This window comes from Apilactobacillus timberlakei, from assembly GCF_002993965.1.
Lineage (GTDB): Bacteria > Bacillota > Bacilli > Lactobacillales > Lactobacillaceae > Apilactobacillus > Apilactobacillus timberlakei.
Genome location: NZ_POST01000001.1, coordinates 336,929 through 363,107 on the forward strand (window position 1 = coordinate 336,929; position 26,179 = coordinate 363,107).

Annotated in this window: 32 protein-coding genes; 10 read left to right on the forward strand and 22 right to left on the reverse strand. The window is 27.3% G+C overall.

Annotated elements, in window-relative coordinates:
* Nucleotides 1-419: 419 nt before the first annotated feature.
* Both C7N71_RS01725 and C7N71_RS01730 read left to right on the forward strand, forming a co-directional pair.
* Nucleotides 420-1,163 carry an SDR family oxidoreductase gene (locus tag C7N71_RS01725; RefSeq protein WP_105987458.1) on the forward strand — a complete coding sequence of 248 codons (744 nt, stop codon included), beginning with the start codon at nt 420-422 and terminating at the stop codon, nt 1,161-1,163.
* Entirely contained in the window at nt 1,163-1,540 is a 378-nt protein-coding gene (locus tag C7N71_RS01730; protein WP_105987459.1) for a MerR family transcriptional regulator, read from the forward strand. The genes C7N71_RS01725 and C7N71_RS01730 overlap by 1 nt, the downstream gene beginning before the upstream one ends.
* A gap of 4 nt (nt 1,541-1,544) precedes the next feature.
* Here C7N71_RS01730 and C7N71_RS01735 read toward each other — a convergent pair whose 3' ends face one another.
* From C7N71_RS01735 to C7N71_RS01745, 3 genes are all read right to left on the reverse strand, one after another.
* Nucleotides 1,545-2,156, reverse strand: a complete 612-nt coding sequence (locus tag C7N71_RS01735) for an SAP domain-containing protein (RefSeq protein ID WP_105987460.1) — start codon at nt 2,154-2,156, stop codon at nt 1,545-1,547.
* 77 nt (nt 2,157-2,233) lie between these two features.
* Nucleotides 2,234-2,398, reverse strand: coding sequence for a hypothetical protein (locus tag C7N71_RS01740; RefSeq protein WP_225361858.1), 165 nt, complete (start codon nt 2,396-2,398; stop codon nt 2,234-2,236).
* Between the two features lie 66 nt (nt 2,399-2,464).
* Nucleotides 2,465-3,148, reverse strand: coding sequence for a glycerophosphodiester phosphodiesterase family protein (locus C7N71_RS01745; protein ID WP_105987461.1), 684 nt, complete (start codon nt 3,146-3,148; stop codon nt 2,465-2,467).
* Between the two features lie 86 nt (nt 3,149-3,234).
* Here C7N71_RS01745 and C7N71_RS01750 point away from each other — a divergent pair, with 86 nt between their 5' ends.
* Nucleotides 3,235-3,915 carry a type 1 glutamine amidotransferase domain-containing protein gene (locus C7N71_RS01750; RefSeq protein ID WP_105987462.1) on the forward strand — a complete coding sequence of 227 codons (681 nt, stop codon included), beginning with the start codon at nt 3,235-3,237 and terminating at the stop codon, nt 3,913-3,915.
* A gap of 33 nt (nt 3,916-3,948) precedes the next feature.
* Here C7N71_RS01750 and C7N71_RS01755 read toward each other — a convergent pair whose 3' ends face one another.
* Nucleotides 3,949-4,491: a biotin transporter BioY gene (locus tag C7N71_RS01755; RefSeq protein WP_105987463.1), complete on the reverse strand. Its 543-nt coding sequence runs from the start codon at nt 4,489-4,491 to the stop codon at nt 3,949-3,951.
* Between the two features lie 112 nt (nt 4,492-4,603).
* Between C7N71_RS01755 and C7N71_RS01760 the strand changes: the two genes are divergently transcribed.
* Entirely contained in the window at nt 4,604-4,912 is a 309-nt protein-coding gene (locus tag C7N71_RS01760) for a CHY zinc finger protein (protein WP_105987464.1), read from the forward strand.
* Here C7N71_RS01760 and C7N71_RS01765 read toward each other — a convergent pair.
* Nucleotides 4,896-5,849, reverse strand: a complete 954-nt coding sequence (locus C7N71_RS01765) for a biotin--[acetyl-CoA-carboxylase] ligase (protein WP_105987465.1) — start codon at nt 5,847-5,849, stop codon at nt 4,896-4,898. The two genes, C7N71_RS01760 and C7N71_RS01765, sit on opposite strands and share 17 nt — an antisense overlap.
* A gap of 146 nt (nt 5,850-5,995) precedes the next feature.
* Here C7N71_RS01765 and C7N71_RS01770 point away from each other — a divergent pair, with 146 nt between their 5' ends.
* Nucleotides 5,996-6,652 carry a helix-turn-helix domain-containing protein gene (locus tag C7N71_RS01770; protein WP_105987466.1) on the forward strand — a complete coding sequence of 219 codons (657 nt, stop codon included), beginning with the start codon at nt 5,996-5,998 and terminating at the stop codon, nt 6,650-6,652.
* A 25-nt stretch (nt 6,653-6,677) separates the two neighbouring features.
* On the opposite strand, the gene C7N71_RS01775 is transcribed toward C7N71_RS01770, so the two are convergent.
* Nucleotides 6,678-7,718, reverse strand: a complete 1,041-nt coding sequence (locus tag C7N71_RS01775) for a zinc-binding dehydrogenase (RefSeq protein ID WP_105987467.1) — start codon at nt 7,716-7,718, stop codon at nt 6,678-6,680.
* Between the two features lie 218 nt (nt 7,719-7,936).
* On the opposite strand from C7N71_RS01775, the gene C7N71_RS01780 reads away from it, so the two are divergent.
* Complete coding sequence (locus C7N71_RS01780; RefSeq protein ID WP_105987468.1) at nt 7,937-8,527, forward strand: helix-turn-helix domain-containing protein; 591 nt, start codon at nt 7,937-7,939, stop codon at nt 8,525-8,527.
* A gap of 32 nt (nt 8,528-8,559) precedes the next feature.
* Here the strand turns inward: C7N71_RS01780 and C7N71_RS01785 are convergent, their stop codons facing one another.
* Complete coding sequence (locus tag C7N71_RS01785) at nt 8,560-8,847, reverse strand: hypothetical protein (RefSeq protein ID WP_105987469.1); 288 nt, start codon at nt 8,845-8,847, stop codon at nt 8,560-8,562.
* Between the two features lie 128 nt (nt 8,848-8,975).
* On the opposite strand from C7N71_RS01785, the gene C7N71_RS01790 reads away from it, so the two are divergent.
* Nucleotides 8,976-9,572: a helix-turn-helix domain-containing protein gene (locus C7N71_RS01790; protein WP_105987470.1), complete on the forward strand. Its 597-nt coding sequence runs from the start codon at nt 8,976-8,978 to the stop codon at nt 9,570-9,572.
* 11 nt (nt 9,573-9,583) lie between these two features.
* Here the strand turns inward: C7N71_RS01790 and C7N71_RS01795 are convergent, their stop codons facing one another.
* Together C7N71_RS01795 and C7N71_RS01800 are read right to left on the reverse strand one after the other, a co-directional pair.
* The gene (locus tag C7N71_RS01795) at nt 9,584-10,714 is read right to left on the reverse strand and encodes a YdcF family protein (RefSeq protein ID WP_105987471.1); all 1,131 of its coding nucleotides are present in this window, start codon (nt 10,712-10,714) and stop codon (nt 9,584-9,586) included.
* Between the two features lie 99 nt (nt 10,715-10,813).
* Nucleotides 10,814-11,353: a hypothetical protein gene (locus C7N71_RS01800; protein ID WP_105987472.1), complete on the reverse strand. Its 540-nt coding sequence runs from the start codon at nt 11,351-11,353 to the stop codon at nt 10,814-10,816.
* A gap of 189 nt (nt 11,354-11,542) precedes the next feature.
* Here C7N71_RS01800 and C7N71_RS01805 point away from each other — a divergent pair, with 189 nt between their 5' ends.
* Nucleotides 11,543-12,574 carry a DUF805 domain-containing protein gene (locus C7N71_RS01805; RefSeq protein ID WP_105987473.1) on the forward strand — a complete coding sequence of 344 codons (1,032 nt, stop codon included), beginning with the start codon at nt 11,543-11,545 and terminating at the stop codon, nt 12,572-12,574.
* A 42-nt stretch (nt 12,575-12,616) separates the two neighbouring features.
* On the opposite strand, the gene C7N71_RS01810 is transcribed toward C7N71_RS01805, so the two are convergent.
* The 3 genes from C7N71_RS01810 to dcm all read right to left on the reverse strand — a co-directional run bounded on the left by C7N71_RS01810 (nt 12,617) and on the right by dcm (nt 16,081).
* Complete coding sequence (locus C7N71_RS01810; RefSeq protein WP_105987474.1) at nt 12,617-13,510, reverse strand: GIY-YIG nuclease family protein; 894 nt, start codon at nt 13,508-13,510, stop codon at nt 12,617-12,619.
* 11 nt (nt 13,511-13,521) lie between these two features.
* Nucleotides 13,522-14,304: a helix-turn-helix domain-containing protein gene (locus tag C7N71_RS01815; protein ID WP_105987475.1), complete on the reverse strand. Its 783-nt coding sequence runs from the start codon at nt 14,302-14,304 to the stop codon at nt 13,522-13,524.
* A gap of 490 nt (nt 14,305-14,794) precedes the next feature.
* Nucleotides 14,795-16,081, reverse strand: a complete 1,287-nt coding sequence (gene dcm, locus C7N71_RS01820; protein WP_105987476.1) for a DNA (cytosine-5-)-methyltransferase — start codon at nt 16,079-16,081, stop codon at nt 14,795-14,797.
* 95 nt (nt 16,082-16,176) lie between these two features.
* Here dcm and C7N71_RS01825 point away from each other — a divergent pair, with 95 nt between their 5' ends.
* Nucleotides 16,177-17,628: a Sau3AI family type II restriction endonuclease gene (locus C7N71_RS01825; protein ID WP_157944339.1), complete on the forward strand. Its 1,452-nt coding sequence runs from the start codon at nt 16,177-16,179 to the stop codon at nt 17,626-17,628.
* 9 nt (nt 17,629-17,637) lie between these two features.
* Here C7N71_RS01825 and C7N71_RS01830 read toward each other — a convergent pair whose 3' ends face one another.
* The 6 genes from C7N71_RS01830 to C7N71_RS01855 form a co-directional block, all read right to left on the reverse strand.
* Nucleotides 17,638-18,072 (reverse strand): very short patch repair endonuclease, encoded by a 435-nt coding sequence (locus C7N71_RS01830; protein WP_318530529.1) that lies wholly within the window; start codon nt 18,070-18,072, stop codon nt 17,638-17,640.
* Nucleotides 18,073-18,138: 66 nt separating this feature from the next.
* Nucleotides 18,139-18,459, reverse strand: a complete 321-nt coding sequence (locus tag C7N71_RS01835) for a hypothetical protein (protein ID WP_105987479.1) — start codon at nt 18,457-18,459, stop codon at nt 18,139-18,141.
* A gap of 131 nt (nt 18,460-18,590) precedes the next feature.
* Nucleotides 18,591-20,504 carry an FtsX-like permease family protein gene (locus C7N71_RS01840; protein ID WP_105987480.1) on the reverse strand — a complete coding sequence of 638 codons (1,914 nt, stop codon included), beginning with the start codon at nt 20,502-20,504 and terminating at the stop codon, nt 18,591-18,593.
* Between the two features lie 2 nt (nt 20,505-20,506).
* Nucleotides 20,507-21,262 carry an ABC transporter ATP-binding protein gene (locus C7N71_RS01845; protein ID WP_105987481.1) on the reverse strand — a complete coding sequence of 252 codons (756 nt, stop codon included), beginning with the start codon at nt 21,260-21,262 and terminating at the stop codon, nt 20,507-20,509.
* 77 nt (nt 21,263-21,339) lie between these two features.
* Nucleotides 21,340-22,308 carry a sensor histidine kinase gene (locus C7N71_RS01850; RefSeq protein WP_105987482.1) on the reverse strand — a complete coding sequence of 323 codons (969 nt, stop codon included), beginning with the start codon at nt 22,306-22,308 and terminating at the stop codon, nt 21,340-21,342.
* The gene (locus C7N71_RS01855; protein ID WP_105987483.1) at nt 22,301-22,978 is read right to left on the reverse strand and encodes a response regulator transcription factor; all 678 of its coding nucleotides are present in this window, start codon (nt 22,976-22,978) and stop codon (nt 22,301-22,303) included. Before C7N71_RS01855 ends, C7N71_RS01850 begins: the two co-directional genes overlap by 8 nt.
* Nucleotides 22,979-23,110: 132 nt before the next feature.
* Between C7N71_RS01855 and C7N71_RS01860 the strand changes: the two genes are divergently transcribed.
* A complete protein-coding gene (locus C7N71_RS01860; protein WP_105987484.1) occupies nt 23,111-23,434 on the forward strand; it encodes a hypothetical protein in 324 nt (107 codons plus the stop codon).
* A gap of 45 nt (nt 23,435-23,479) precedes the next feature.
* Here the strand turns inward: C7N71_RS01860 and C7N71_RS08245 are convergent, their stop codons facing one another.
* The 4 genes from C7N71_RS08245 to C7N71_RS01875 form a co-directional block, all read right to left on the reverse strand.
* Entirely contained in the window at nt 23,480-23,602 is a 123-nt protein-coding gene (locus C7N71_RS08245; protein ID WP_263850862.1) for a hypothetical protein, read from the reverse strand.
* Between the two features lie 125 nt (nt 23,603-23,727).
* A complete protein-coding gene (locus tag C7N71_RS01865; RefSeq protein WP_105987485.1) occupies nt 23,728-25,167 on the reverse strand; it encodes a hypothetical protein in 1,440 nt (479 codons plus the stop codon).
* Between the two features lie 88 nt (nt 25,168-25,255).
* Nucleotides 25,256-25,672 (reverse strand): Hsp20/alpha crystallin family protein, encoded by a 417-nt coding sequence (locus C7N71_RS01870; protein ID WP_105987486.1) that lies wholly within the window; start codon nt 25,670-25,672, stop codon nt 25,256-25,258.
* A 35-nt stretch (nt 25,673-25,707) separates the two neighbouring features.
* Nucleotides 25,708-26,133: an Hsp20/alpha crystallin family protein gene (locus C7N71_RS01875; RefSeq protein WP_105987487.1), complete on the reverse strand. Its 426-nt coding sequence runs from the start codon at nt 26,131-26,133 to the stop codon at nt 25,708-25,710.
* Nucleotides 26,134-26,179 lie beyond the last annotated feature (46 nt).

A 26,179-nucleotide genomic window follows, 5' to 3' on the forward strand; every position in this document is an offset into this window, starting at 1 on the left:
AAATTATTAAGCTTTTATATTAGTTTATTTGCTATTGTGTTTCTAGGATTAAATTACGCATTTTCAGATGGAGGTATTGGTGGTCCTGCATATAACAGTAGTAATTTAATTACTAAATCTTTGTACATAACATTAATTATTTTAATTCTGTTATTAATTTTACAGAATATTTTATTATTTATAAAAATTAACAGATTATTTGCAATAATTTTTTCATCTATAATAGTCATAACTTCCATATATAGTTTATGTATCAATTTTGTAGGTCATCAAATGTATATCGCTGCAATCATATCAACATTATTATTTTGGTTTGGCAATAATAACGTATTTATAAATAAAAAAGACTAATCATTTGCATTATAGTTGGGTATAAGGTTTATTATAAATGAACTTAATCAATAAAGGAGTGTTTTATAATGACTTTACAAAATAAAGTAATCGTTATTACTGGTGCTAGTTCTGGTATGGGAGCTGCTACTACTAAAAAAGCAATCGCTAAGGGTGCCAAAGTTGTAATCGGAGCTAGAAATGAAGAAAAACTAAAAGCAATTGCTAATAGCACTGAAAATCCGGCCAATGTTGTTTACCAAAAAACTGATGTCACTAATTTAGAAGATGTTAAAGCTTTAGTAAAAACTGCGGTTGATAAGTTCGACAAAGTGGATATTATTTATAATAATGCCGGTATTATGCCACAAGATAAGTTGGTAGATAGTGATCCAGAATCTTGGAAAGCAATGTTTAATACTAATGTCATTGGTGTCTTAAATGGAATTAAAGCTACTTTACCAATTATGCAGAAGCAAGGTAAAGGTTTAATCATGGCTACTGATTCTGTTGCTGGTCATGTTGTTTACCCAGGTTCTGCTGTATATAACAGTACTAAGTTTGCTGTTCGTGCAATTATGGAAGGTCTACGCCAAGAAGAACACGGTAATGGGATTAAGACTGGTATTGTATCTCCAGGTGCTGTTGATACTAACTTAGTTTCAACAATTGGAAACAAACAAATCCAAGAAGCTATTACTAAAATGTCAAAAGACAAAAATATGGCATTATCAGCTGAAGATGTTGCTAACTCAGCCATCTTTATGATGGAACAACCTGATAATGTTAATATGAATGAAATCTTGGTTCGCCCTACTGGTCAAAATGTTTAATGCAAATTTCAGAAGTAACTAAAAAATACAATATTTCTAAACAAACATTATATTATTGGGAAAGAATTAGCTTACTATATAAAATCGATAAGGATAGCAATGGCTATCGAAATTATGATGAAGAAAATTTAAAACAAATTGAATTCATTTCTTGTATGCGTAATGCTGGAATGACTATCAATAAGTTACAAAAATATATGTTGTTATATAGCTATGGTGACCAAACTTTTGAACAAAGAAAACAACTAATTGCTGATCAATTAGATGACATTAAATATCAAATTCTAAAATATAAAAATGCTCAGCAAGTTTTAGAATATAAATTAAATCATTATGAAGAACTTAATAATAAGTTAAATCAAAAAGATGCTAAATAATTATTTAGCATCTTTTTTTGTATTGTTTAATTAATGAATAATAATCAATAATTAAGTTGTGATTGTATTTTTTAGGAAGATTGGAATCACGTATAATTTTCCATAGTATCGCAGCAACTTTTATTGGCATATTAAACTTTCGGTATGAAGGATCTTTATAAAAATCTTGCAAAAAATGATTCCATTGATACGTATCTTCTTCAGAATTGCTTAATACTTTACTAGGTTTATTTAATATTAAAATCAAATCTTTAACGGTTGCCCTATTATCATGATTTGTCTGTACTTGCCTCATTTTAATTGCCATCGACTTTTTAAAATGAAAGTTAGCTACATGAAAATAATTAGCAAAATACTTTCTAGCTTCATTATTCAATTTAAATCCTGAATTAAACAGTTTAGTATCTAAACTAATCTCTGAAAATTGCAAAGATTTTTGCTTATTCAATTTTCTTAATGGTTTAATATCTTTTGGTAACACACCATGTAGCATTTTTAAAATATAATTGTTTAATTCAGCTTTAGTCCCATTTGCAGGCAATCCATATTTTCTACAAAGACGTTGCAAATCTTTTTTATAAAAATAGTGATTATTAAAATACTCGATGGTTATCATTTATATGTTCAACTCTTTTCACAAAAAAATGTACATGCTAAGTATAGCATGTACATTTTAGTAATTTGTTATTGATATTATTTATCTGAGTCGGCTTTGTTAGTCATTTCAGACATTTTACCTTTGGCTTTACCAGACATTTCAGAAGCCTTTCCTTTAGCTTTGCCAGCTGCTTCTGAAGCTTTGCCTTTTAAATCACTAGCAGTTTCACTAGCCTTATTCTTGATATCATCAAAATTCATAATATCATCTCCTTTAATTCTGTTGTAACACTTGTACATGTTTAATTCAAAGGATAAGACTTTTATCTAGATTGTATTCCTAATTTTCTGAGCTTTTTCAAAATCATTAGTAAAAATACCTTGGATACCAATCTTACATAATTGATGAATTTCCATATCATCATCAACAGTCCAAATTCTTTCATGATCTTCAATGCCTGGAATGTATGTACCAGGATGTAAACTATTAAGGTGTTCGCTTTCCATAAATAGTTTAGGATCAACATTCATTCTTTTGTCGAATAGAAAATTATAATCCTGATTAGGATCAATTCTTTGAGCTACTTTAATACTATCAATGTTAAATGAAGAATAAATCACCGGATACATTAAGTTAGTATCGTTAACCATGTTCATAACTTTTTCTTCAATATCTTGGTAATGAATTTTATTAGTCTTAAACTCAAGGTTTAATCTAATATCTTTACCAGAAAATAGATTTAAAAATTCTTTCAAGCTGGGAATTGCTTCCCCATTACCTAATTTAAATTTACGCAATTCATCAAAATCATAAGAATTAATTAAGCCTTCACCATCAGTTGTGCGGTCAATTTTTTCATCATGCATAATGACTGGAATGCCATCTTTAGTTAAATGGACATCAAATTCAACTGCATCGGCATTATTTTCAATACAATATTTAAAGCCTTCTAAAGAATTTTCAGGAAACTTAACTGGGATACCACGATGTGCAAAAATCATTGTTTTCATTATATATTATCTCCTTACTATATACTTCATTTTAGACCAAATGTGCTATATAATAAAATTAATTAATTTATATTGGGGATAGAAACATGAAAAAAATCCTGGTAGTCTTAACAAATACCACTAGATACAGGCATACAAATGAGCCCACTGGGCTTTGGCTAGGTGAAGCTACAGAATTTGTAGATGTCGTTCATCAAGCCGGATATTCAGTTGATTATGTCAGTCCTAAAGGTGGTTTTGTGCCGATTGATCCACGCAGTATGAAATATGTAAATGAAGACATTATGGAAGATTATGAAATCAGTGATTTTCAAGATCGTGCGCTTTGCAAATCCTTGAAACCTAGTGACATTAATTCCAGCGAATATATTGCAATTTACTACACTGGTGGTCATGGCGTTATGTGGGATTTTACAAATAATGTAGAAATACAAAATATTTCCAGAACTATTTATAATAATAACGGTTTCATTACTTCAGTTTGCCATGGCATTGCTGGACTTTTAAATATAAGAGATGGCAACGGTAAATACCTAATTAATAAAAAAAATGTAACTGGTTTTACAAAAGCAGAAGAGATGATCGCTGGTAAATTAAAACTAGTGCCATTTTTTAACCAAGAAATTGCTGAACAACATGGTGCCATTTTTAAAAAACGTCGTGCATATAAAGAATTTGTTGTTCAAGATGGTCATATTATAACTGGACAAAATCCTTTTTCAGCTAAAGCTGTTGCTAAAATGTTAATTAGCAATTTAAATAATTAATATCAAAGGCAGATTCCAATGAATCTGCCTTTTTTATTTGATTATTTTATTTAATCTTTGTGCCAGCAATACCGCTATAATTGCCTTTAAAACATCCCCTGGGATAAATAATGCATTAGCATAAAATGCAGCTGACAGTGAAACGTGACTTTGAATGCTTAACCACAAAATTGCTATTAAATAGGTAAAACAAACTGAGGTTAACAATGTAGATATTAATAATGGTCCAAAATTATTTTTACAGTTTATATAATGTTTAATCATCCGATTAATAAAGGCTATGAGCATTGGCGTTAACATCCATGCAAATAAATATCCAGCAGTTGGACTAACAAATACAGCAATACCGCCACGAAATCCTGATAAAAATGGGAATCCCATCATCACCAGCAGCATAAATATTAAAACTGCAATGGTTCCCTTTTTACCGCCTAATAAGATACCGGATAACATAATACCAAAATTTTGCAGCACAATTGGCACTGGAATCATCAAAATTGGAATGCCTGGAAACATTCCTAAAACAATAATTAAAGCGGTCATTAAAGCGATTTGTGTTAAGTCTTTAGTTTTCATAAGTTACCTCACATATGTATTAGTTAACTGATATTAAAAATAACGTTAACAAATAATAATGATATAATTAGTTAACAAATATGTCAATTTAAGTTAACAGTTAGGAGAAAAAATGAAAATACACGGTATTAATTTAGATTACAAAGGACGCTGTATCCATTACCATAATAAAAATGACATTGTAGCCTTAATGTGCCAACAATGTCATCAATTTTATGCTTGCTACAAATGCCATGATGCCTTAAATAATCACTTATTTAAAGCTGTTTCGGTGAAACAATTACATAATATATTATGCGGTAATTGCCAAACTTTGCTTAATTATGATCAGTACAAAATGAATTATTGTCCAAATTGTCAACACCAATTTAATGCAAAATGTGTCTTTCACCATTCAATTTATTTTAAAAATGAACTTTAACTACTTCACCGGTCATTATAGACTTTGTTTCATTACCATCATCTAAAATTAATCTGCCATGATGATCAAAATCAACAACTTTACCAGTAATTAAGCCTCTATGAGTTTCAATTTGAACTTGATGATTAATCAACATTGATAAATCACGATATTCATCCATGAATTCACCCTTTTGATAATTAGGATATAACTTATAAAATTCATTTAGAATATCAGTAACTACTTTATTTTTATCAACTTTATTATCACTAATTGCACCAATTGGTCGCCCCATATTTTTAGGAAAATGATTAGAGTTAAGGTTAATCCCAATGCCAATAATTAACGCAGATGGGTGCATCAATTCAACATCCATGACCGATTCAGTTAAAATTCCCGAAACCTTTTTATTATTTACATAAATGTCATTAACCCACTTTAATTGAAAATTAACGTTAGGATAGGATTGCTTTAAACCATGGACTGTCGCAACTGCCGTCATAGTAGTTATCAAGCCACCATCAAATACTTCATTATCCTTAATTGGTAAAACCATACTCATATAAATACCTGTATCTTTGGGTGAATAAAATTCACGCCCACGACGACCATGACCAGCAGTTTGTTTATCAGCTACAATCACCATCGGGTCCGATATCTTATTTTGACTTAATAATTTTTTAGCATAAGTATTAGTTGAATCAACTTCATTAAAGGTCTGAACGTCAAATGGTGCGTGTAAATTTTTTTGAATCAATAATCGATCAAAATTATTAGATCCAATATATTTATACCCAGCATTTTTCTTACTTTCGATTTGATGTCCTGATTGTTTTAAATTACGAATCAGCTTCCAAATCATCGTTCGGCTAATTGATAGTTTACTAGCTAATTCATTTCCTGACAGCCATTCATTTTTATGGTTAATAAATAAATTTAATAATTGGTCAGTTTGCATAATTTTCTCCTTGTTTTATCTTTAATACAAATCATATCACAAAATTAAAATGTTGATATAACAATGATGCCAAGAAACTTAGCTAGTTATTTCAATAAAAAATATATATGATATATGTAAATAACTTAAAGAAAGAAAGTGTTCAAATGCGTTTTGGTGAGAGATTAAAAACCGCTAGAAATAAGAAAGAGCTGACGCAAGATAATGTTGCAGTTATTTTTAAAGTTTCACGTAAAACAATTTCTAGTTGGGAAAATGAAAATAGTTACCCCGATATTAATAGCTTAATTCAAATTAGTAATTTTTATCATATTTCTTTAGATACTTTATTAAAAGAAGATGTGGGAATGAAAGAATTTTTGGATAAAAAAGATGTAAAAGTTGGATTAAGACCAATTCAGATTGGACTTAATATATTAGGTTGTGCTGTTCTATTTGCATATCTTTTAATATTTTTTGAGAATGCTTTAAACATTAATTTATGGGTGCAACTATTATTATTATTAGTTTTTATAATAATATGCGCATCCTTTGTTTATGTTCAGAGGAAATTCGTAACTTTGGAAAAAAGATTAGATTTATATAGTAGCACATGGTTTGAAAAAATTTTTACTAATCTACGGGCTTTAATAGTTACTGAAGTAATATTAACAATTGTTTTAATTACAAGTGCAATAATATTCTTATTTACTCAATATGATACAACTCCGTTAAATGAATTCACATTTGTGTTAATCATTGCCATATTAAATATTTATTATCATATTAAAAAAACAAAAAATAAAGCGACTACCAAAAAGTAGTCGCTTTCATTAAGATATTTTTTAATTAATCAATTGTAATTGCAGCCTTGATAGCTTCACGATTAGTCATAGCTTGATATGCATCATCAATATTATCTAGGTCAAAGCTCTTAGTAAAGACTTTTCCTGGATGAATTTCTCCATCTAAAACAGCCTTTAATAGAACATCTTTATCATAAGTTGTTACTGAAGCAATTCCACCGGATAATGCAACATTCTTAATGAATGGTGTAACAACATCTGGGTTCTTAACATGTGGAAGACCAACACGACCAACACTTGCACCTGGACGAGCAACCTTAAGTGCAGTTTCAGTTGATAGTTCAGTACCAACACATTCAAGTACAGCATCAGCGCCTTGGTTATTAGTTAATTGCATAACCTTTTCAACAGCTTCGTCACCACGTTCAGCAACAGCATCAGTTGCACCAAATTCAAAGGCTAAGTTTTGACGATCTTCATGACGACTCATGATGATAATCTTTTTAGCACCCATCATTTGTGCAGAAATAACTCCACATAGACCAACGGCACCATCACCAACAACGACAACTGTATCACCCTTGCTTACTTCAGCAGCATGAGCAGCGTGATAACCAGTAGCCATAACATCAGATAATGCTAATAATGAGTCTAACATTGCATCACTATAGTCATCAGGATTACCGGGAACCTTAACTAATGACCATTCAGCATGTTGATAACGTAAGAATTCAGCTTGTGCACCGGAAGTAGTATTGTCTTTGTGGTTCAAACAGTTACCATCGTATCCAGCACGACATGCAGCACATTTACCACAACCGTGAGTAAATGGAGCAATCACAAAGTCACCAGGTTTTACAGTAGTAATATCTTTACCAACTGATTCAACAACTCCGATAGCTTCATGACCACCGTTTTGTGAATTCTTTTCCTTATCAGACAATCCACGATATGCCCATAAATCAGATCCACAAACACAAGTACGAACAACACGAAGAATTACATCATCGTCAGCTTGAATTTGAGGCTTGTCAATATTTTCAATCTTAACTTTACCAGGTTCAACAAATAAAGTATTTTTCATTTTCAAATCCCCTTACCTAAATTATTTATTATGTAAATACATTTTCTTATATCAAAATTTTAAATACAAATAATTTGTTTGTTAAATTATTTATCAATTCCTAACATACAACCTATAGTTAACTATAGATCAAATAACATCTATAATTTTTAATTATCGGTTGTAAATAATATATGTCTTTTTTATACTAATTATAAATACATAAGGTGGCGTTTAATATGAGTTTAGGAGAAAGATTGAAAAATCTTAGAGATGATAAAGAAATATCAATTCAAGAATTGGCAGCTAATACTAAGATTTCAGCAAATAAAATTTATAGTTTTGAAATTAATAATGAAAAGCCAAACATTTTCCAATTAGATAAAATAAGTAAATATTACAATTTATCGTTAGATGATTTGGTTAATAAGGAAGATGTTAAAGATGAAGTTAACAGAAGATATTTAGTAAGTGATTTATCGATGATTCCATTTTTAATTTCTATCTTTGTAATTAATTATGATTCATTTATTCCATATTCGATTTTATTTACAATTGGATTTATTGGTAGTCTTTGGAGTAATCACTGGGGGCGATTAGATAAAATAGTTAACCCTTTGGGATTATACAATCCATTAAACGCAAAGATAAAAAAACATTTAACTAGAGGTGTTTCTTATATACTCTCAATTACATTACTAATTGCTGGAATAGCATTAATGGTAATTAATTTTGATAGATTAGGTGCATTTGGTGCAATGTTATTAGTTTTTGGCATGATAGCTATTTTAGCGTCAATTCTAGTTTGGGATGTTGATAAATATGAGTAATAAAAATGGTTATCCAAATTTGGATAACCTTTCTATACATTCCAAGTAGAACCACTTTTAATAAATTTAGGTGCTTTATGATTTTTGACATCTTCTTCAGCATCACTGACTGCTTGTTCACGAATTGATTCAGTGTAATTAGAAACCATATCAATGAAATCATCATCTGATAAATTGGTATCATTTTGGTCATTATATTCTTTACTGTACTTTGCTTGCAATTCTTGACCAATTTCTTCGACTTCTTTATCTTTCAAATCAGAAATAACTGCAACCCACAAATTGTACATGTAGTTAAAAACTATTTTATCGTTAAACATTTAGATACCCTCCTGGATATGATCATTAAGTCGTATGTTATATATTAATTTTACTATATATAAATATAAATTTATACGAGAAATTTAAAAAAGTAATTTACAAATAAAAAGTATAAGGATGTGATTAAATGCGATTGATTGGACAAAGATTACGTATAATTCGTTATAGCAAAGATTTAAGTGTGAGCGAAGTCGCTATACAAACATCAATCAATGCAAAAGCAATTAAACAAATTGAATCTGGATATATTCTACCTGAATTTTTCACCATGACTAAGTTTAGTCAGTGTTATAAAACTCCATTAAAAGAATTAATTCCAGAACAGAAAATTCATTCTAAAATAATTTGGCACAACATTGGCACAATTTTATTTAGTCTGCTCACTTTAATTACAATAACTTTTTCTTCATTTGATATAAGTACCATCTTGTTTCCTTTATTAACTTTTGAATTAATTTATAATAACTATAAAATTCATAAAGTATTGAATAGTATGAAAATAGTAGATCCCAATATCAACTTTTTGGAAAAATGGATGCCCACAAGATTAATGAAAGTCTTAGCATATATATTCATCATCTCTTATGTTGTTTTAGTAATATTTAATATAATAAAGTATTTCATGCAGTTCCCAATATTGACCAGTATCTGCTTAATATCATACACAATATTAATTTATATATTCATAAAAAATAAAAACCAGCGTTATGGGATTAACCCATAATGCTGGTTTCTTTATCTTTGAATTCCTGGCAATAGCCAAAAGCCAGCGACTCTTAATAAATCATTAATAATTTTAGGAATATCACGTGAATTATTTTCGAGTGCTTTGAATTCATCTTTTGATTCAAAGACTACGTATTGATCTAATAGATATTTACCATTAGTAATTAGACGAGCTGTCTTAAACAGCGTGTATGAACGTTTCATATGAGAGGCATTAGAAATAACTGTGACTGTTTTAGCACCATTTTCATTTAAAATATCAGTCGAATTAACCGTATTCTGGACAGTATCGCGAGAATAAGTTTCTTCAAAAATACGTTTGGACTTAATGCCATGATTAATCAACCATTGCTTCATAACTTTTGCTTCAAAGTCTGGTTCACGTGGCAATTTACCCCCACTAACTAAGATTCTAGTGTTAGGCATTCTTTTAGCTAATTTTAATCCTGCACGTAAACGTTTCTTAAGCTTTAATTTCATCTTACCTGCAGCCGTCAAAGAAGCCCCTAAGATGACAATGAAATGTTTACTAGTATTGTCATCATAAACTCGATTTAGATTAGTTGTAAGTCGAATGGTTTTAAGTTCCTCTAAATATCTCAGCCATCCCTCAACTTGCTTAGTCTGTTGACCATCAATTTCATTTAAACGTGTTAGTGAACGTTTAAATGCCTTTTGATTTTTATTAAACTGCGTATAAACAGCTAAACTCAATAAAGCTTGATAATTGTTAGGATTAATTTGTAACACTTTTTGCCAAATACCAGTAGCTAAATTTAAATTTTTACTTAATCGATACATCGATGCTAGTCCCAATAGATATTTTTCATTGTTAGGTGAAATTTTTAAAGCTTCTTTGTATAACTTAATCAATGTTTCATTATTGTATGATTTATTCATATTGTCATGATTAACTGATAATAATACTGGCTTGTACCAGTAGTTATAGCGAATAACTGCATCTAAAAAATTCAGTTTTTCAGGATTACTAATAATTCGTTTTAAATATTTCTGGACTGCACTATATGAATAATTAGAATCATATTCTTGAATATGCTTACCATTAATAGAAAAACTAGCAATTTTGTGCACAGCTCTTGGTAAAATCTTAATATCACCATTGGAGTTTAATAATTTCATTATTAATCACCTCAGTTTCAAATCTAACGTCTATGAATTAAATCGATTATAAGACTATTTGTGAAAAAAGGTAATTATTTTGAATATATAAATTGCCAATTAATCTTCGTAGTAACTATAATGTGGATAACGTTTATGCATGAATTGTTTTGCTAACTTAAAGCTGCGATWATAGTGTTCAGTTCCCCATATACCAACACCATAAGCAGAACTCAACACTTGGTGACCATTATGCTTAGAAAAATTATAAAAAGTACCATCCCCAGCACCTGAATTCCAAACAAGTGCATTAATCCAATTAAGAGCGTGGGCTTTTATTTTGTATGCATACAACCAATCAATTGTAGGATTCTTTTTGTATAGAGAACCCACTCCAATGGGATGTTGTTTTTGTTGATTCAAATTATGTAAATATGACTTGTATGAATACTTGCCATTTTTATAATAAAGTAATTTTTTACCTATATAATAGCTAACTTTCCCATCTGTAGCATACCAGTGTCCACGCATTGCTTTAGGAAAAGAGGTAACAATAGCAGGCTTAAAAGCTGCTTTAGTAGTTACATGATAACTACCAACTAATATAAAAATTGATAGTACGAATAAAAATGTTAAGAATAATTTGTTATTCAATTTCATTATATAATCCCCCATCTACTTAGAATATAGTACCAAATTGTTTAAAACTAAAGAATAACCACCTTAATCATTTTAAATTGGCATTTTTCAGTCAGTATCTTTACAATAGACTTACTGAGTTTTTAATCTAAAGTTAAGTAATAAAAACTATAATCTAAATAAATTATTAAATATGGAGTTCTATAAATTATGAATAATGAAGAAATGGAAAATCACAATTTAATTACTGCATTCAAAAAAATGTGGTCCAACATGTTTTATATTGAAGGGAAAACAGAACGAATTGATTTCTGGCTAGGCTATGTCACTATAGCTATTATCAATCTACTATTTTTCACCCTTGTTTTAGGGACTAATGGTAGTTTATGGTCAGTCATTTTATATTCAATTATCAGTGCTTTTGGCCTAATCATGACTTTTACTGCAGCTATTCGTCGTCTGCATGATGCTAACTTTTCCGCACACTTTTTATGGCTATTATTGATTCCTATTTTTGGGATAATCATTGTTTTTATTTTATTAGTGACACCTAAGTCTGATGAAAATCGACACGCTCCTTCTACTAAACCAGCGGGGATGAAATGGGAAAGTAACATTTTAAATTGGTTGATTATTATCGTAACTGCATTGGCATTGTTTGGTATTAACGAATTAATTTCAAATGCGGCTAATAGTTCAAATAATAAAATTGACGTCACTAATACTTCTGATAATGATGATTCAAGTAGTAGTGGCAGTAGCTCTTCATCACAAAGTAGTAGTTCTTCGTCCGAACCATCTAGTGAAAGCTCTTCATCAAGTGATAATTCTTCTTCTGAAGACTCAAATGATAAACATAATGATGAAGATGACGATGATGATAACGACCAAGATCAACCTGATGAGAACCAAGATGAAGATAAAGACAAAAACAATGATAATCAAGATAACGAAGATCAAAATTCAGCTAGTGAACAAAGTTCTTCATCTGAAGAAAGTAATAAAGAAAATGCAGATAATCATGATGATCAAGATAAGTCCGATGATCAATCTAATAATGATGAAGATAAGCAAGATAGTAATGATCAACAAAAACAAGAATATAACAAGCAACAAGATGCTCAAAACAATGAGCAAAGTACATCAAACGATGATCAAAATAAACAACAAAGCCAAAATGAATCATCTAATCAACAAGCAAATCAAAATAGTAATGCAAGTAGTTCAAGTTCAGATAAATAAATTTTAAATAAAATAAAGAGCATATCCAGCCGGATATGCTCTTTATTTGTTTAAGTATTCTTTTAACATCTTACCCTTTTTATCATGCCAAAGCTTGTTACCATTAGCGGAAGATTTATAAATCATCTTCGCAGCTGTTGATGGACTATTAAATGTATAATCAGTTTGAAATACATCATCTTTAATAATTCCTGCATCAACTAATGATTGATAATTTTTTAAATTAGCAGCTGTAAAACTACTACTAAAATCTTTTGGTGATAATTTAGAACCTTTTAAAACTTTAAATTCTTTTTGCATAATAGCTCTGGCATCACTATCACGACCATTCATATGAAATACAGTTTGAGAAATATCAGATAATTCATTACTTGAATGATCAATTTGTTTATTTTCAACTTTTGTTTTTTTAATATGAAAGATTGGCAAACTCAATATTCGTAATAATGTATCTAGATCAGCAAAGTCATTTTTAAAGTTTTCTTGGTCACGTAAACTAATCTTGGAAGTCCCACTAGGTTGATGATCAGAATATAATGTAACAACACCCTTTTTATTAATTAACTGATACATATAGCGTTCAAGATATAATATTTCATCTTGCGTAAATGATATATCATTATTTTTAATGAATAAAATGGCTAAATTCCACCATGCTTCTTTATCAACGTTATGTTCGTAAGTCCTTTTATTAATATTCTTAGCTTGACCTACATAGATATTAGTTTCTTCATTAATTGAATGTTTTTCATCAACATTCATTAGTAAATAAACTCCGGAATACTTTAATTCAGCATGTTTATCTAAAACACTATTAACCTCATCTCTAGGTACATAGTATACAATAATGCTGCCCCCATTATTGTATCCCGCATATTTAAAACTGTAATAATCATCCTCATTGGATAAGAATGTGTAAATGTCTTTTGATCTCATAAAATACCTTTCTAATTAATTTTTTTTGATAATAAAAACTCATGAAAGTCAAAATCATTGTTACATTTTGATAATAGTTCATTAGAATTACTTATAATTAAGTATTTATTTTTAAATTTGCATTCAATATATTTATTTTTTATAAGGGTATTAAGCATTAGATTGTCACCATTAGAATATATCATATAATTTTCACTTTTTTGATTTCTACAAAATAAATTTATTCTATGTTCTATACATTTAATTCCTAGTTTTTTTGAATAATCCTCAATAGCAATAAGCATTTTATTAGTAAAATTTTTTATATTAATTCTTTTATATTCTTTATCAAAATCTAAGTCAAAATCAGTTATCTGCAATGTTGGACTGTTATTACTAGAACAATTGATTCTAAAATTACCTCTAAAATGAAATTTATGTAAATACTTAGAATATACATTGACACAATGGTTATTATTATAAGGATTAATTGTAAAGTACATATTTGTGTATTTATGCAAAATGTCACCTAATAACTCATTAAATTGAAAATTCTGAATTGTTGAATGCAATTTAATTGCACTATTAACTGGATTAACTAAATCATTTAAATTAATCTTTAAATTATATGCAATACTTAATAATGTATCGCTACTGATAACAGAAAATTCATCATTTTTTATTTTAGATATTGTTTTTCTATCTACTCCTGAAAACTTAGAGACATAATAAGATGTCCAATTATTCTTGTTCATTATCTCTTTTAAATTATTTTGTGTATGCTGTTTTCTATTAATCATTTCAAAGCTTTTCATATATTATTCTCCCAATTAAAATTATAATTTTTCAGAGTATTATGGTCCATTATTTTATCAATACATTATATTGTTTTAGATAATACATAGAATACTTATGGATTAAACCTTTTCAAAAGTATCTTTATAATTATAAAAAATATTATTTTTATTAATTTATATGATTTTCATATTATTCATAATTTATATTTTAATAAATAAACTATAGTTATTATATTAGTAGTCATATATAAAAAAATACATAGGTGAATATATTTCCAATAAAATTATAATTAACTGATATGAAAGTGTTTTGTATAAAAATATTAAATGAAAAAGGAAAAAGGTTTTAATAATTAAAGAGTTTAATATAATATTTTACAAAATTTATACAAATATAATAAGGTTTCATAAAATTAATTATTTGTATATTGATTTGGATATTAAAAAAAAGAGATATACTCAAAACTGCTAGATAAATAAAAAACATTGGATTAAAATCCAATGTTTTTTATTTATCATATTTATTAACTATATCTTTAATTCCAAGACCAATTTGTTGAATAACAGTTGTAACTAAAGCATTACCCATAAAGAATCTTCTCATTCTATCAGTAACTTCTTTAACTTCACCATCTACAATTTTATATTTAGTCCAATCATCCGGAAAATCTTGCATTCTTTCTGCTTCAATAGGAGTCAATATTCTGTATCTATCGTTTATTTTAAGAAAATGAGTTGACCTATTAACAGTTCCTTCTGAAGTTAACATTGTTCTACCTGGTAATGAAAGATTTTCATAAGGAGACATCCCACCTTCACTATAAGTATATTTATGTCCATCAGCACTTGTTCTTTCAATTCTTTTTGATCCACGAAGATACTTGAACTTATCTAATTTATTTTGATCAGTAATATAATTTTTTTCATCAATTTCATTATCTGKTTGCAAAATATCTTTTAGTGGAGTTGGTTTATTACTACTATCGGAAATAGAATCAATTGTATAGTAACGACCATGACGCATAATTCCTGTATTAAAAACCTTGCCTGAAAAGTCATCAGAAGCTTCAACAATATCTTCAGGTAATTCATAATAAGCTTTTCTATTTTTATAAAGCTCATGTTTTATAGGAAATTGCTTAGCAAAAAGCCCTTCTTTAAAAATATAATAATCATAAGAGTCTTCTGAAGGAATCAAATCATTTTCAAACTCATTATCTAAATGTTTTGCATAAGGAAGATCATTTCTAAAAACAAAAAAATAAACTCTTCGACGACGTTGGGCTCTACCATATTCAGCTGCATTAACGACTCTCCACTCTACAGAATAACCTAAACTATTTAATGAAGTTAACATTACTGAAAAATCTCTACCACGTTGTTTTGCAGGAGCTTTTAAAAGTCTATCCACATTTTCAAAAATCATATATTTAGGATGTATTTGCTTAGCTGCTCTAATAATTTGCCAAAATAGGACCCCTTTTTTACCTTGAATACCTAATTCATTTTTCTTAGACCTTGCAACTGAATAGTCCTGACATGGAAAACCACCCACAATCATATCTGCATCCATTGACTGAAATTTTTCATTTGAAATATCAGCTATATCAATACCAATATTTTCTGAATCTGGAAATTTATAGTTATAAACATCAAATGCATCTTGGCTTTTTCTAGATGGTTCGTATTGATTAGACCATTCTGTTTTAAATAAATCTTTATCGGCGTTTTCTAAACCTATTCTAAATCCACCAACACCAGCAAATAATTCTAAAACTTTTAATTTGTCGCTCATTATAATCACTCCTTATTTATGTACATCAATAATATTATTATATAATAACATTAGACTAAGATCAACAAATGGGAACATTTTTATGGAGGTACTATATGAAATTTAAAACTAAAGATGAAGTACATAATAAAGCCTTAAAAATAGAAGGCATTAAACAAAAAGATTTAAAAAAACAACTAGGAATAAAAATTAAAGGAGACAAAAATGCAATGGGAGACATTTTTGAATCCTGGTTTGGAAAAGTAAAGGATTCAGCAAGTAAGCCTGATTTAGATGTATCTGAATTAAAAGCAACACCTTTTAAAATATTAAAGAATGGTAAGGTAAGTGCAAAAGAAAGATTAGTGCTCAACATTATAAACTACGTTGAATTAGATAAAGAAAATTTTTTTAACAGTCATTTTATGAATAAAAATAAAGTAATAGAAATGGCCTTTTACGAATATAAAAGAAATGTAAATAAGGATGAATGGTTTTTTAACAAATGTGTAACATATGAAATGGAAAAAGATAAAAATGATCTTGAAATCATTAAAAATGACTGGAAAAAAATTCAATCATTCATTAGAAAAGGTAAAGCTGAAGATTTAAGTGAAAGAGAAACAAATTACTTGGCAGCCTGTACAAAGGGAAAAAATAAAAAGTCATTAAGAATACAACCAAATTCAAAAGAGATGGCAAAGCAAAGAGCTTTTTCATTTAAGACTAGTTTCATGACTACTTTATTAAGAAACTACATTTTTGGAAATAAAAAATCAGATGCAATAGTTAAGGATGCATCTGAACTAGAAAATAAATCATTAGAAGAAATAATATATAATAAATTTTCTAAATATTTGAATAAAACAACTAAAGAGTTAATAGATATACTGAATATACCTAAAAAGAATTCTAATACTATTGGAAAATACAATGTACAAATAGTAAATAAAATACTAGGAATAAGAGGAAAACAAAAAACTAATGCCGATGAATTTGAAAAAGCATCAATAGTACCTAAGACAATACAATTTGATAGTAAAAAAAGGAATAAAGAAAGTATGTCTTTGCCACCATTTAAATTCAAAGATTTAATTAATGAAAAATGGATAGATGAAGATGGGAATCCATCTGCCACTTTAAATGTTTATTTAAGTGAAAGTAAATTTCTTTTTGTAGTATTTCAAATGGATAGCAATGGAAATAATTATTTAAGAGGAATAAAATTCTTTAAAATGCCTAGCAAAGATTTAAATGGAAAAGTAAAAGATGCATGGAAAAATACAATTCAAACGATAAATAATGGTGTAAAGCTGGAATTTATAAATCAAAGTAAAAATGGTATTGTGCATAATAATTTCATCGGAGCAAAAAGCCAAAAAATAATTCATGTAAGACCACACACTGCAAATAGAAGTTATGTAAAAAGTGAAAATTCTAATGAACTACCTATAAAAGCACAATGGACTAATAAACCTAAGGATTTTTCCAATTACTTTATGACTACTCAATCATTTTGGCTAAATAGTAATTATATAAAGAATGCAACTAAGAACTTATTAGAGTAATATATAATTTTATATATTACTCTTACTTCTTATATAAAATTTTATTTTTTCAATACAATAATCTGGATGATTTTTTATCATTTTTCCCCAAAAATGAAGAGTAATCCATCCCATTTTATGAAGTTCTAAATCTTTTTTCCTATCTCTTTTAATATTTGTTTCAATTTTATTTATCCAATATTCTCTATTATGTTTTAATTGCTTTTTCTTGTTTTCCCAATTATAGCCATGCCAAAATTCTCCATCTGCAAAAATAGCTATTTTATACTTAGTTATAGCTATATCAGGTGAACCTGGTAATTTTTTATAATTTCTTCTATAACGTATACCATCATGCCAAAGTCTAAGAGCAATATCATCCTCTATTTCTCCTCTTTTTAGATGAACTTTGGACATTCTTTTACTAGTTTCAATATCAGTTTTTAAATTATAACGAATCTTCAAATCTCGTCTCATTAAAATATCACTTCGATAAAAATATTATATTAATATTTTAAAACAAAAAATCGATTAAAGATAATTATTAATACCATTAAAAACTAAAACAGCAAAAACAATCAGTAATATAAAAAGTAGTCCACTTATAGCTGAAATAATTGTCCCTGCTATAGCAAAACCTTTAGGTTTTTGAAATAAACCAATTATTGAAAAAATAATGCCTAGTATCCAAAAAACAATACTAAAAAGAGAATTCAACGATACAACAACTGAAACAATTGATAATACAAATCCAGCAATTCCGATTCCGTTAGCTTCTTTGTCTTTCTTCACTTTGCTATAATTGTCAAAATTATTATTTTGATATTGAGCTCTTTGAAAATTATCATTCATAATGATTGCTCCTAAATTTAAAAAATATAATAAAATAATTATTGCATGAAACATCTTACAAAAAAAATAAATCCTAAATTGTTTAGTAAAATAACAATTTAGGATTTATTTTAATTTAAATTAGCTGAAGATTAATCAATAATATGGTGATACATTCTTGTGGTTAATCCATAAATACATAAATATAAGATTACTATTAAAGATGATACTGAGAAACCAACTATTATTAATAGCCTAGTATCATAAAGATTAAAGCTCATTAAAACTTGTTTAATTGCTGGAATAGCAAATGAAAGATTAATTATTGCTGCAATAATTGGAATCATAAATACCATTAGTACCTGACTATGAATACTTTTAGTAGTCTCTTTTAAACTTAAACCTACCTGTTGCATAGTAACAAATCTTCTACGATCAGAATATCCCTCTGATATCTGTTTAAAGTAAATCACCATAACAGTAGTTAACAATAAAGTTAGACTTACTAAAATACCAACCATAACAAAGCCCCCAAATAATTGCGTTAACATTTTATATAAGATACCTTTGCCTGTAAATTGTTCATTTGTGATTTTAAGTGAATTTTGTATTTTTTGTTCAAAATGACTATTGCTAATATTTTTAACGTGGTAATCAAATCCATAAAAATGTAATAAAGATAATGAATTCGGTAATTTATTTACAACTACAAACATTGAGGTGTAGATAGAATGACTAGGATTAAATGAATATTTAAAATTGTCCATTTGTTTTACATGATAATTTTTATTTAAAATATTCATATTTTTTTGCTTCATTTTAGAAGGAGAATACATAATTGCTTCATTATTATTTAAATGAATATTTTTATGATAAATTTTATTGTAATCATTTTCCGAAACGAACATAAGTGCATTAGTGGTACTACTAGATATATTATTTATTCCACCTTGAGCAACATACTTATCATTTTTAATGTAACCATATTGAGGAGTGGTTGTTTTTAAATTGATAATATTATTTATTTTAGCGCCATTTTCTTTAACAACATGGTTAACTTGAAGTTTTTGACTATGAGGTAATCCTCTGTTACTTATAACTGAAACTTGTGTAGGTGACCAGACTTTGATAATTCTATTAATCCCAGAATAAACCGAGATTGAGGTAAATAAAATTACTAAAACAGAACTACATAATAAACAAATTGTCGCTAAACCAGCGCCGTTTTGTTTCATTCTTTGTATCATTCCTGATACTGCAATAAAATGATTGGGACGATAATAAAAACTTTTTCTAGATTTTAAAATATTTAATATCAAAATACTACCAGAAATAAAGGTTAGATAAGTTCCAAGAATCACCAAAATAACTGCCAGCATAAATCTAGAATAAGAAGTCATAGTTGGTTTAGTGGTTAGTGCCAAGTAGTAAGCTATTATTAATAAAATTATCCCTAATACTCCATTCAATTTATAATGCTTATTATTTTTTTGTTCTCCTTTACTCTGTTCTTTCCAAAGTTCAGATGGATTTAATTTATGCAATTTAATAAAATCAAAGAATATAGAGAATAAATATATTACCATAAAAAAGCAAGTAGTAATTATTACTGAAGATGGTTCAATTATGGCATTGTAAGATATAGATACGTTGATTAATCTAAATGTGATCATTAGTGCTAACTTTTCAAAAACAATTCCAAAAATCAAACCTAAAATTGTACTAATAATAAACAAGAAAAGTTTTTCTAAAAAAATCAACTTTTTTAAATTATAACCAGTCATACCAAGCATACTATAAAGTCCCATTTCACGAGTTTTTTGGACTCTTATGAAATTACTGATATACATCATGAAAATAAAACTAATCATCATAACAAAAGTTGAACCTAAACTTAATAATGAAATTAATGTCGTTCCACTAGATAAATTTTTTATACCATTACTATTTTCAAGTGATAATAAAATATAATCCATTGCTACTAAAATAATATTGGAAATCAAATAAGGAATATATACTTTAGCATGGCGTTTAAAACTAGAAAAAATAAGTTTATTAAATATCATAATTAATAATCACCTCTTGTTAGTGTGATCATTGTATTATTAATTTTTTCTTGATAATCCTCTAAGGACAAGTCTCCACGATAAATATCATGGTAAATTTTGCCATCTTTGATAAATAGTGTTCTTTTAGAATAGCTAGCTGTTGCTGAACTATGTGTAACCATAATAATAGTTTGCCCTTTTTGATTTTCTTCATTAAACAAATTCAAAATTTGTTTACTAGTATTAGAATCTAAAGATCCGGTTGGCTCATCAGCTAACAATAAATCAGGCTGAGTAATCAAAGCTCTTGCAATGGCTATTCTTTGTTGTTGTCCCCCAGAAATATCACTAGGATATCTATCAATTATTTTTTCAATATTTAGACTTTTAATTAAAGGTTCTATTCTATGCTCCATTTCAGAAACAGGTGTCCTATTTAAAACCAATGGCAAATAAATATTATCCCGATTACTTAAACTATCTAATAAATTAAAGTTTTGAAAAACAAAACCTAGATTCTTTCTACGATACTTAGCTGCATCATTTTTACTCAACTTTCCTAAATCTTGATTATTCAGAATTGATTGTCCAGAAGTGGGCTTATCTAGAGTAGCAATTATATCTAATAAAGTACTCTTACCAGCACCAGATTCTCCCATAATTGATACATAGTCACCACGATTAACCTCAAAGGTTATGTTTTTCAATGCTGACACCGCATTTTTGGTGTTTTCATCATAAATTTTGGCTAACTTATTTAAACTAAGTAATTTCAAAATATTACCTCCCTAAATAATTATTAATTAAATTATAAAAAGTAAATAGAAATATTTATACTTACAATATTGTAAGGTTATTTTTTCAACATTGATTTTTGAAATATCAAAGTAAATTCATTTTGATTATTATAAGAATTAGCTTCAATGTTTATGTTTATTTTATTACATATGTTTTTAACTAAAAATAGTCCTAAACCAGTGGATAACCGATTATTATGTCCATTTGATCCCGTGAATCCTTTTTCAAAAATTCTAGGCATGTCCGAATGTTCAATTGGATTTCCTGAATTAACAATTGTTAAACTACCATCACTAAATATAATCTGAATTTTTGTACCATCATAAGCATACTTAGTTGCATTAGACAATAATTGTTCAATACAAAAATTAAGCCATTTTTTATCACTTAAAACAAAAATATGTAATTTACTCAATTCAGGAATTAATTGCTTATTGATAAATTGCATTGACATATTTTTTAAAACCTTTTCAACCAAATCATCTAAATGTATCCATTCAAATTCCAAATCATTTGAAATTGAAAAAAGTTTTTCATAATTCAATAACATATCTAATTGATAATTAGCATCATTTACAGCATCAAGCATCTCATTATTATCTTGATTTTTATTTTCCAAATTAATTTGCAAACTTGTTAGATCATTCTTTATTTCGTGAGCTGACAAATCCATTTGATTAATTCTATCTTTTTGTTCCAAATCTTTAGAATTTAATTTATTCTCTAATTCCAACTTTTGCTGTTTAATTTTTGTTAACATTACGTTTTCAATAGGGGTATTAATTTGATACTTTTCTAAATAATCATTTTTTATAAATTGATGAGTTCTATTTAAATCAAATAACAGTTTAACAATAAACCAAATTAATAATCCAGATATTGAATATCTAAATACATCTCCAATAAAATAATTAGGTAATTTATATGCATAGTTCATAATCAACAATAAAGAAAAAATTAAAACATAAAATATAATCAATGGAAGTTGTGATTTTACATAAAAAAGCCAAAATTTTTTAGTCATATTCCACCAACTTATAACCAATTCCTCTTTTATTTTGTAATAAATTCTTTATATTTATTTGTGATAATTTATTTCTAAGTCTACTGAGATTAACATTTAAAGTATTATCATTTAAATAATTTCCACCTTGCCATAATAAATCTAGTAATTCATTTTTAGAGACAAATCGATTAATATTTTGCAACAGTATTTGAATCATCGAACTTTCTGTAGGTGTTAAAGTTACTTGTCCATTGTGATTATGAATATCATTTGTCAGTTTGTTATATTCATTATCTCCAAAAACAATTATATTTTCGTTTTTTATGACCTTATCGCGTTTTAAAATAGCTTTAATTTTAGCTAATAAAACATTTATGGAAAAAGGCTTCATTATATAATCGTCTGCTCCTAATTCAACAGCATGCATAACATTATTATTAATATTATTAACAGAAATGACGATGATGGGAATTTTTGTATATTTTCTCAATTGTTGGATCCAGTAAAAACCATTTTTAAAGGGTAAATTAAGATCACACAAAATTATGTCTGAATGAAAATTAATCGTATCTTCTATTAAATTATCCCAACAATCTACATTATCTACTTTATAATTCCATGCATATAAACTCTTATTTAATAAATTTAAAATATATTTATCGTCTTCTATTATAAAAACTTTATTCATAATCAAACCTCGCAAAATAATTATTATTTTTATCCTTAAATATACAATAAAAAGCAAAACATAGAAACAAATCATTAATGCTTAAAGAAATACATGTGTTAACATATTCAAGTATATAGGGGGTGTTTAAAAATGAAAAATAAATTATCAATTAACAGATGGACCGGATTTTTAAATATTGTGTTCATCATTTCTCAAGCTATTTTAGGATTTATGAATTATAAGCATTCTGTATCAATTTCCGAGCTTTCAATGATAACAATTATCTCAGCAATTATTTTAATTATTTTAGATATTGTTTCTATGATGAAGAGTAAAAATGCTGGAATTTCTACATCTGGTTCAATTATGGGAATTATCGGTAGTATTGTTTCTACATTTGCAGGTATCATCGGATGGATTATATTAATAATCTCATCTTTCCAATTATTCAGACAAAAATCTACACAAAATTAATAATATAAAAAGTACCATTCAAGATATAATCTGAATGGTACTTTTTTAATGCCTTTTATGCATAAAATTAACAATTAAATTAATCACAGCTTCTGCTAACATTCCAATTGCCATCATCTTCATTGCTAACATTTGCGACATCATATTACCGTTAAATGTAAAATACAATAATACTAAATAAAAAATAACAAAAATAAATGAAACAATCTTAGAATTACAAATTTTAATCGCCTTCTTATAACTTTATATGTACAGTTTATAACAATTATAAAGTAATAACAAGTACACATTAATTATTTGGGTCCATTAACTAAATTCCAAGTGGCCGTTCCCCTATAATTTCCAGAATGTAATCTTACATTGTTAGGGATCTTAATATATAAGTTATTTAAGGAAATATATTTAACTCCGTCGTTACCATAAAAATTAAAAGTTTTAGTTTTATTATTATAGGAAGAATTATTTCCTTGGAAATATTTAGAACTTATTGAGTCTTTTCCATCAGTCATATCAGATACTGATAAATTCATACGCCAATTACTATTATTAAAACTTTTAATTTGAAAATAAGTATGATTTTGTAACTTAGCAATTGTGTTATGAATATAAGATATATTTTTTTTACCAAAATTAAGATCTGGTGCATATTCAATTGATAAAACTTTACGATTTAAATAATTATTCATATCCCTAGCAGTTTTTGATTTAATGTCATCAATATCAGTTAATATTGACTCATTATAATTTTTTTTATAATTTGTTTGGTTAACAATATGATTAATATTTACTTCGTTATAATGCATAATATTATCTAGTTTATGATTAAAAGAGTCTTTAGTTTCAGAATCATACTGAGAATTATTATTCACTTGATTTTGCAAATCTAACAATGTATTTTTTAGATCGTTTGTTGTTTGTTTTTGTTTATTTTCTAAAACAGACGCATTATGTTTATTACCATTCATATCATTATAATCAAGTATTCTAAGTGCCTCAAATACAGGAGTACCACCTGCTATTTTATAATCTAAGGTATTAAAAATAACATAAGTATATATCTTAGAATCATTACTAATAAATTTTTTCGTATAATTGTTATCCAAATTTATTTTTATATTAAAGTTATTGCTAGAAATATCATTTAAATAAAAGTTGGATATATAAAAATCATTTTTATAAAAATAATTATGAGTGTTCAATTTATTTCCTACAGAATATGAATTAGCATATGAAGAATCAGCTGACGATATTGGAAAAATATATAAATTATCAGTTGTATTAATACCAGAATATTGAATATTACTATTCAAAAATTGACTAATGGATCCACTTGCTTTTATTCTTGTATCTATGTATGAATATCTGCTTTGTATTTTTGGCATATATATTTCATAAGAAAAACCGTTACTATTTTTAATAACATTTTGTATGTATATATCTTTTGGATTAAAGTAATTATGTTTATAAAAATTACTATGACTATATAAAATAGTATATGGGTCTCTCGCAAATCTATCATTGTATATAGAGTCATCTGATCCATGTTCTTGCGGATAATAATAATAGTTTTTATTAAATAATAAACTACCAAAAAAGCCTTTATTTAAATTGTAATAATTACCATCATTAGTTCCATTGGCCATAACTTTTATAGAGAAATTATAGACTATACATAAGCCAAAAAATATGCTAAAAACTATTTTGAATCCAAAACTAAATTGGTCTAATTTCATCTAATGTTCCTCCTACAAAAATAATACATAATAATTATAGTACAAAAAAAGGCCCGAAAACAAAGTCTCGGGTCTTTTTTGCTAAGAATTAATCAATATTAATTTCATGTTTTGCCTTATCTTTTGCCTCTTTTGGTAAATTAATCTTCAAGATTCCACCATCATATGATGCAGAAATCTTATCATTTTCAACATTAGGTAGGTAGAAAGCACGACTAACATTGCTTGAAGTACGTTCACTTCTAATCAATTGACCATCTTTATCTTTTTGATCTTTATTTAAGTCATGAACAGCATGAATACTCAAAGTATCATTACGATAGTCAATGTCAATATCAGCTTTCTTAAATCCAGGTAATTCAGCATTTACTTCAAAACTTTTATCATTTTCGATTACATCAGTCTTCATTTTAGAAGTATTAGTAAAGTTTTTACCAAAATCACCAAAGAAACTTTCCATTGGATCTAACATATCAAAAGCACCATTTCTTAATTCATTAGTCATAATACAATCCCCCTATATTTTTATATTTATTTAAATTAGTCAATATTAATCTTATGCTTGTTATTATCTTTTGCTTCTTTTGGTAATGTAATCTTCAAGATTCCGCCATCATATGATGCAGAAATTTTATCATTTTCAACATCTGGCAAGTAGAATGAACGATCAGTATTGCGAGCAGTACGTTCTTTTCTAATTACACGACCCTTACTATCATTATTTTCTTTCTTTAAATCATGAGTAGCGCGAATACTCAAGGTATCGTTTTCGTAATCAATATGAATATTATCTTTTTTAAATCCAGGTAATTCAGAGGTTACTACGTAATTATCTTTATTTTCAGTAACGTCAGTTTTCATTTGATTACTAGCAATTGAATTGAAGAAATTCTTACCGAAATCTCCAAAGAAATCATTAGTTGGTTCAAATACACCAAAATCACTATTTCTTAATTCGTTAGCCATAATCAAAACCCCTTTCAAAAGTCTTTATTATTTGTTGATTTGTTAT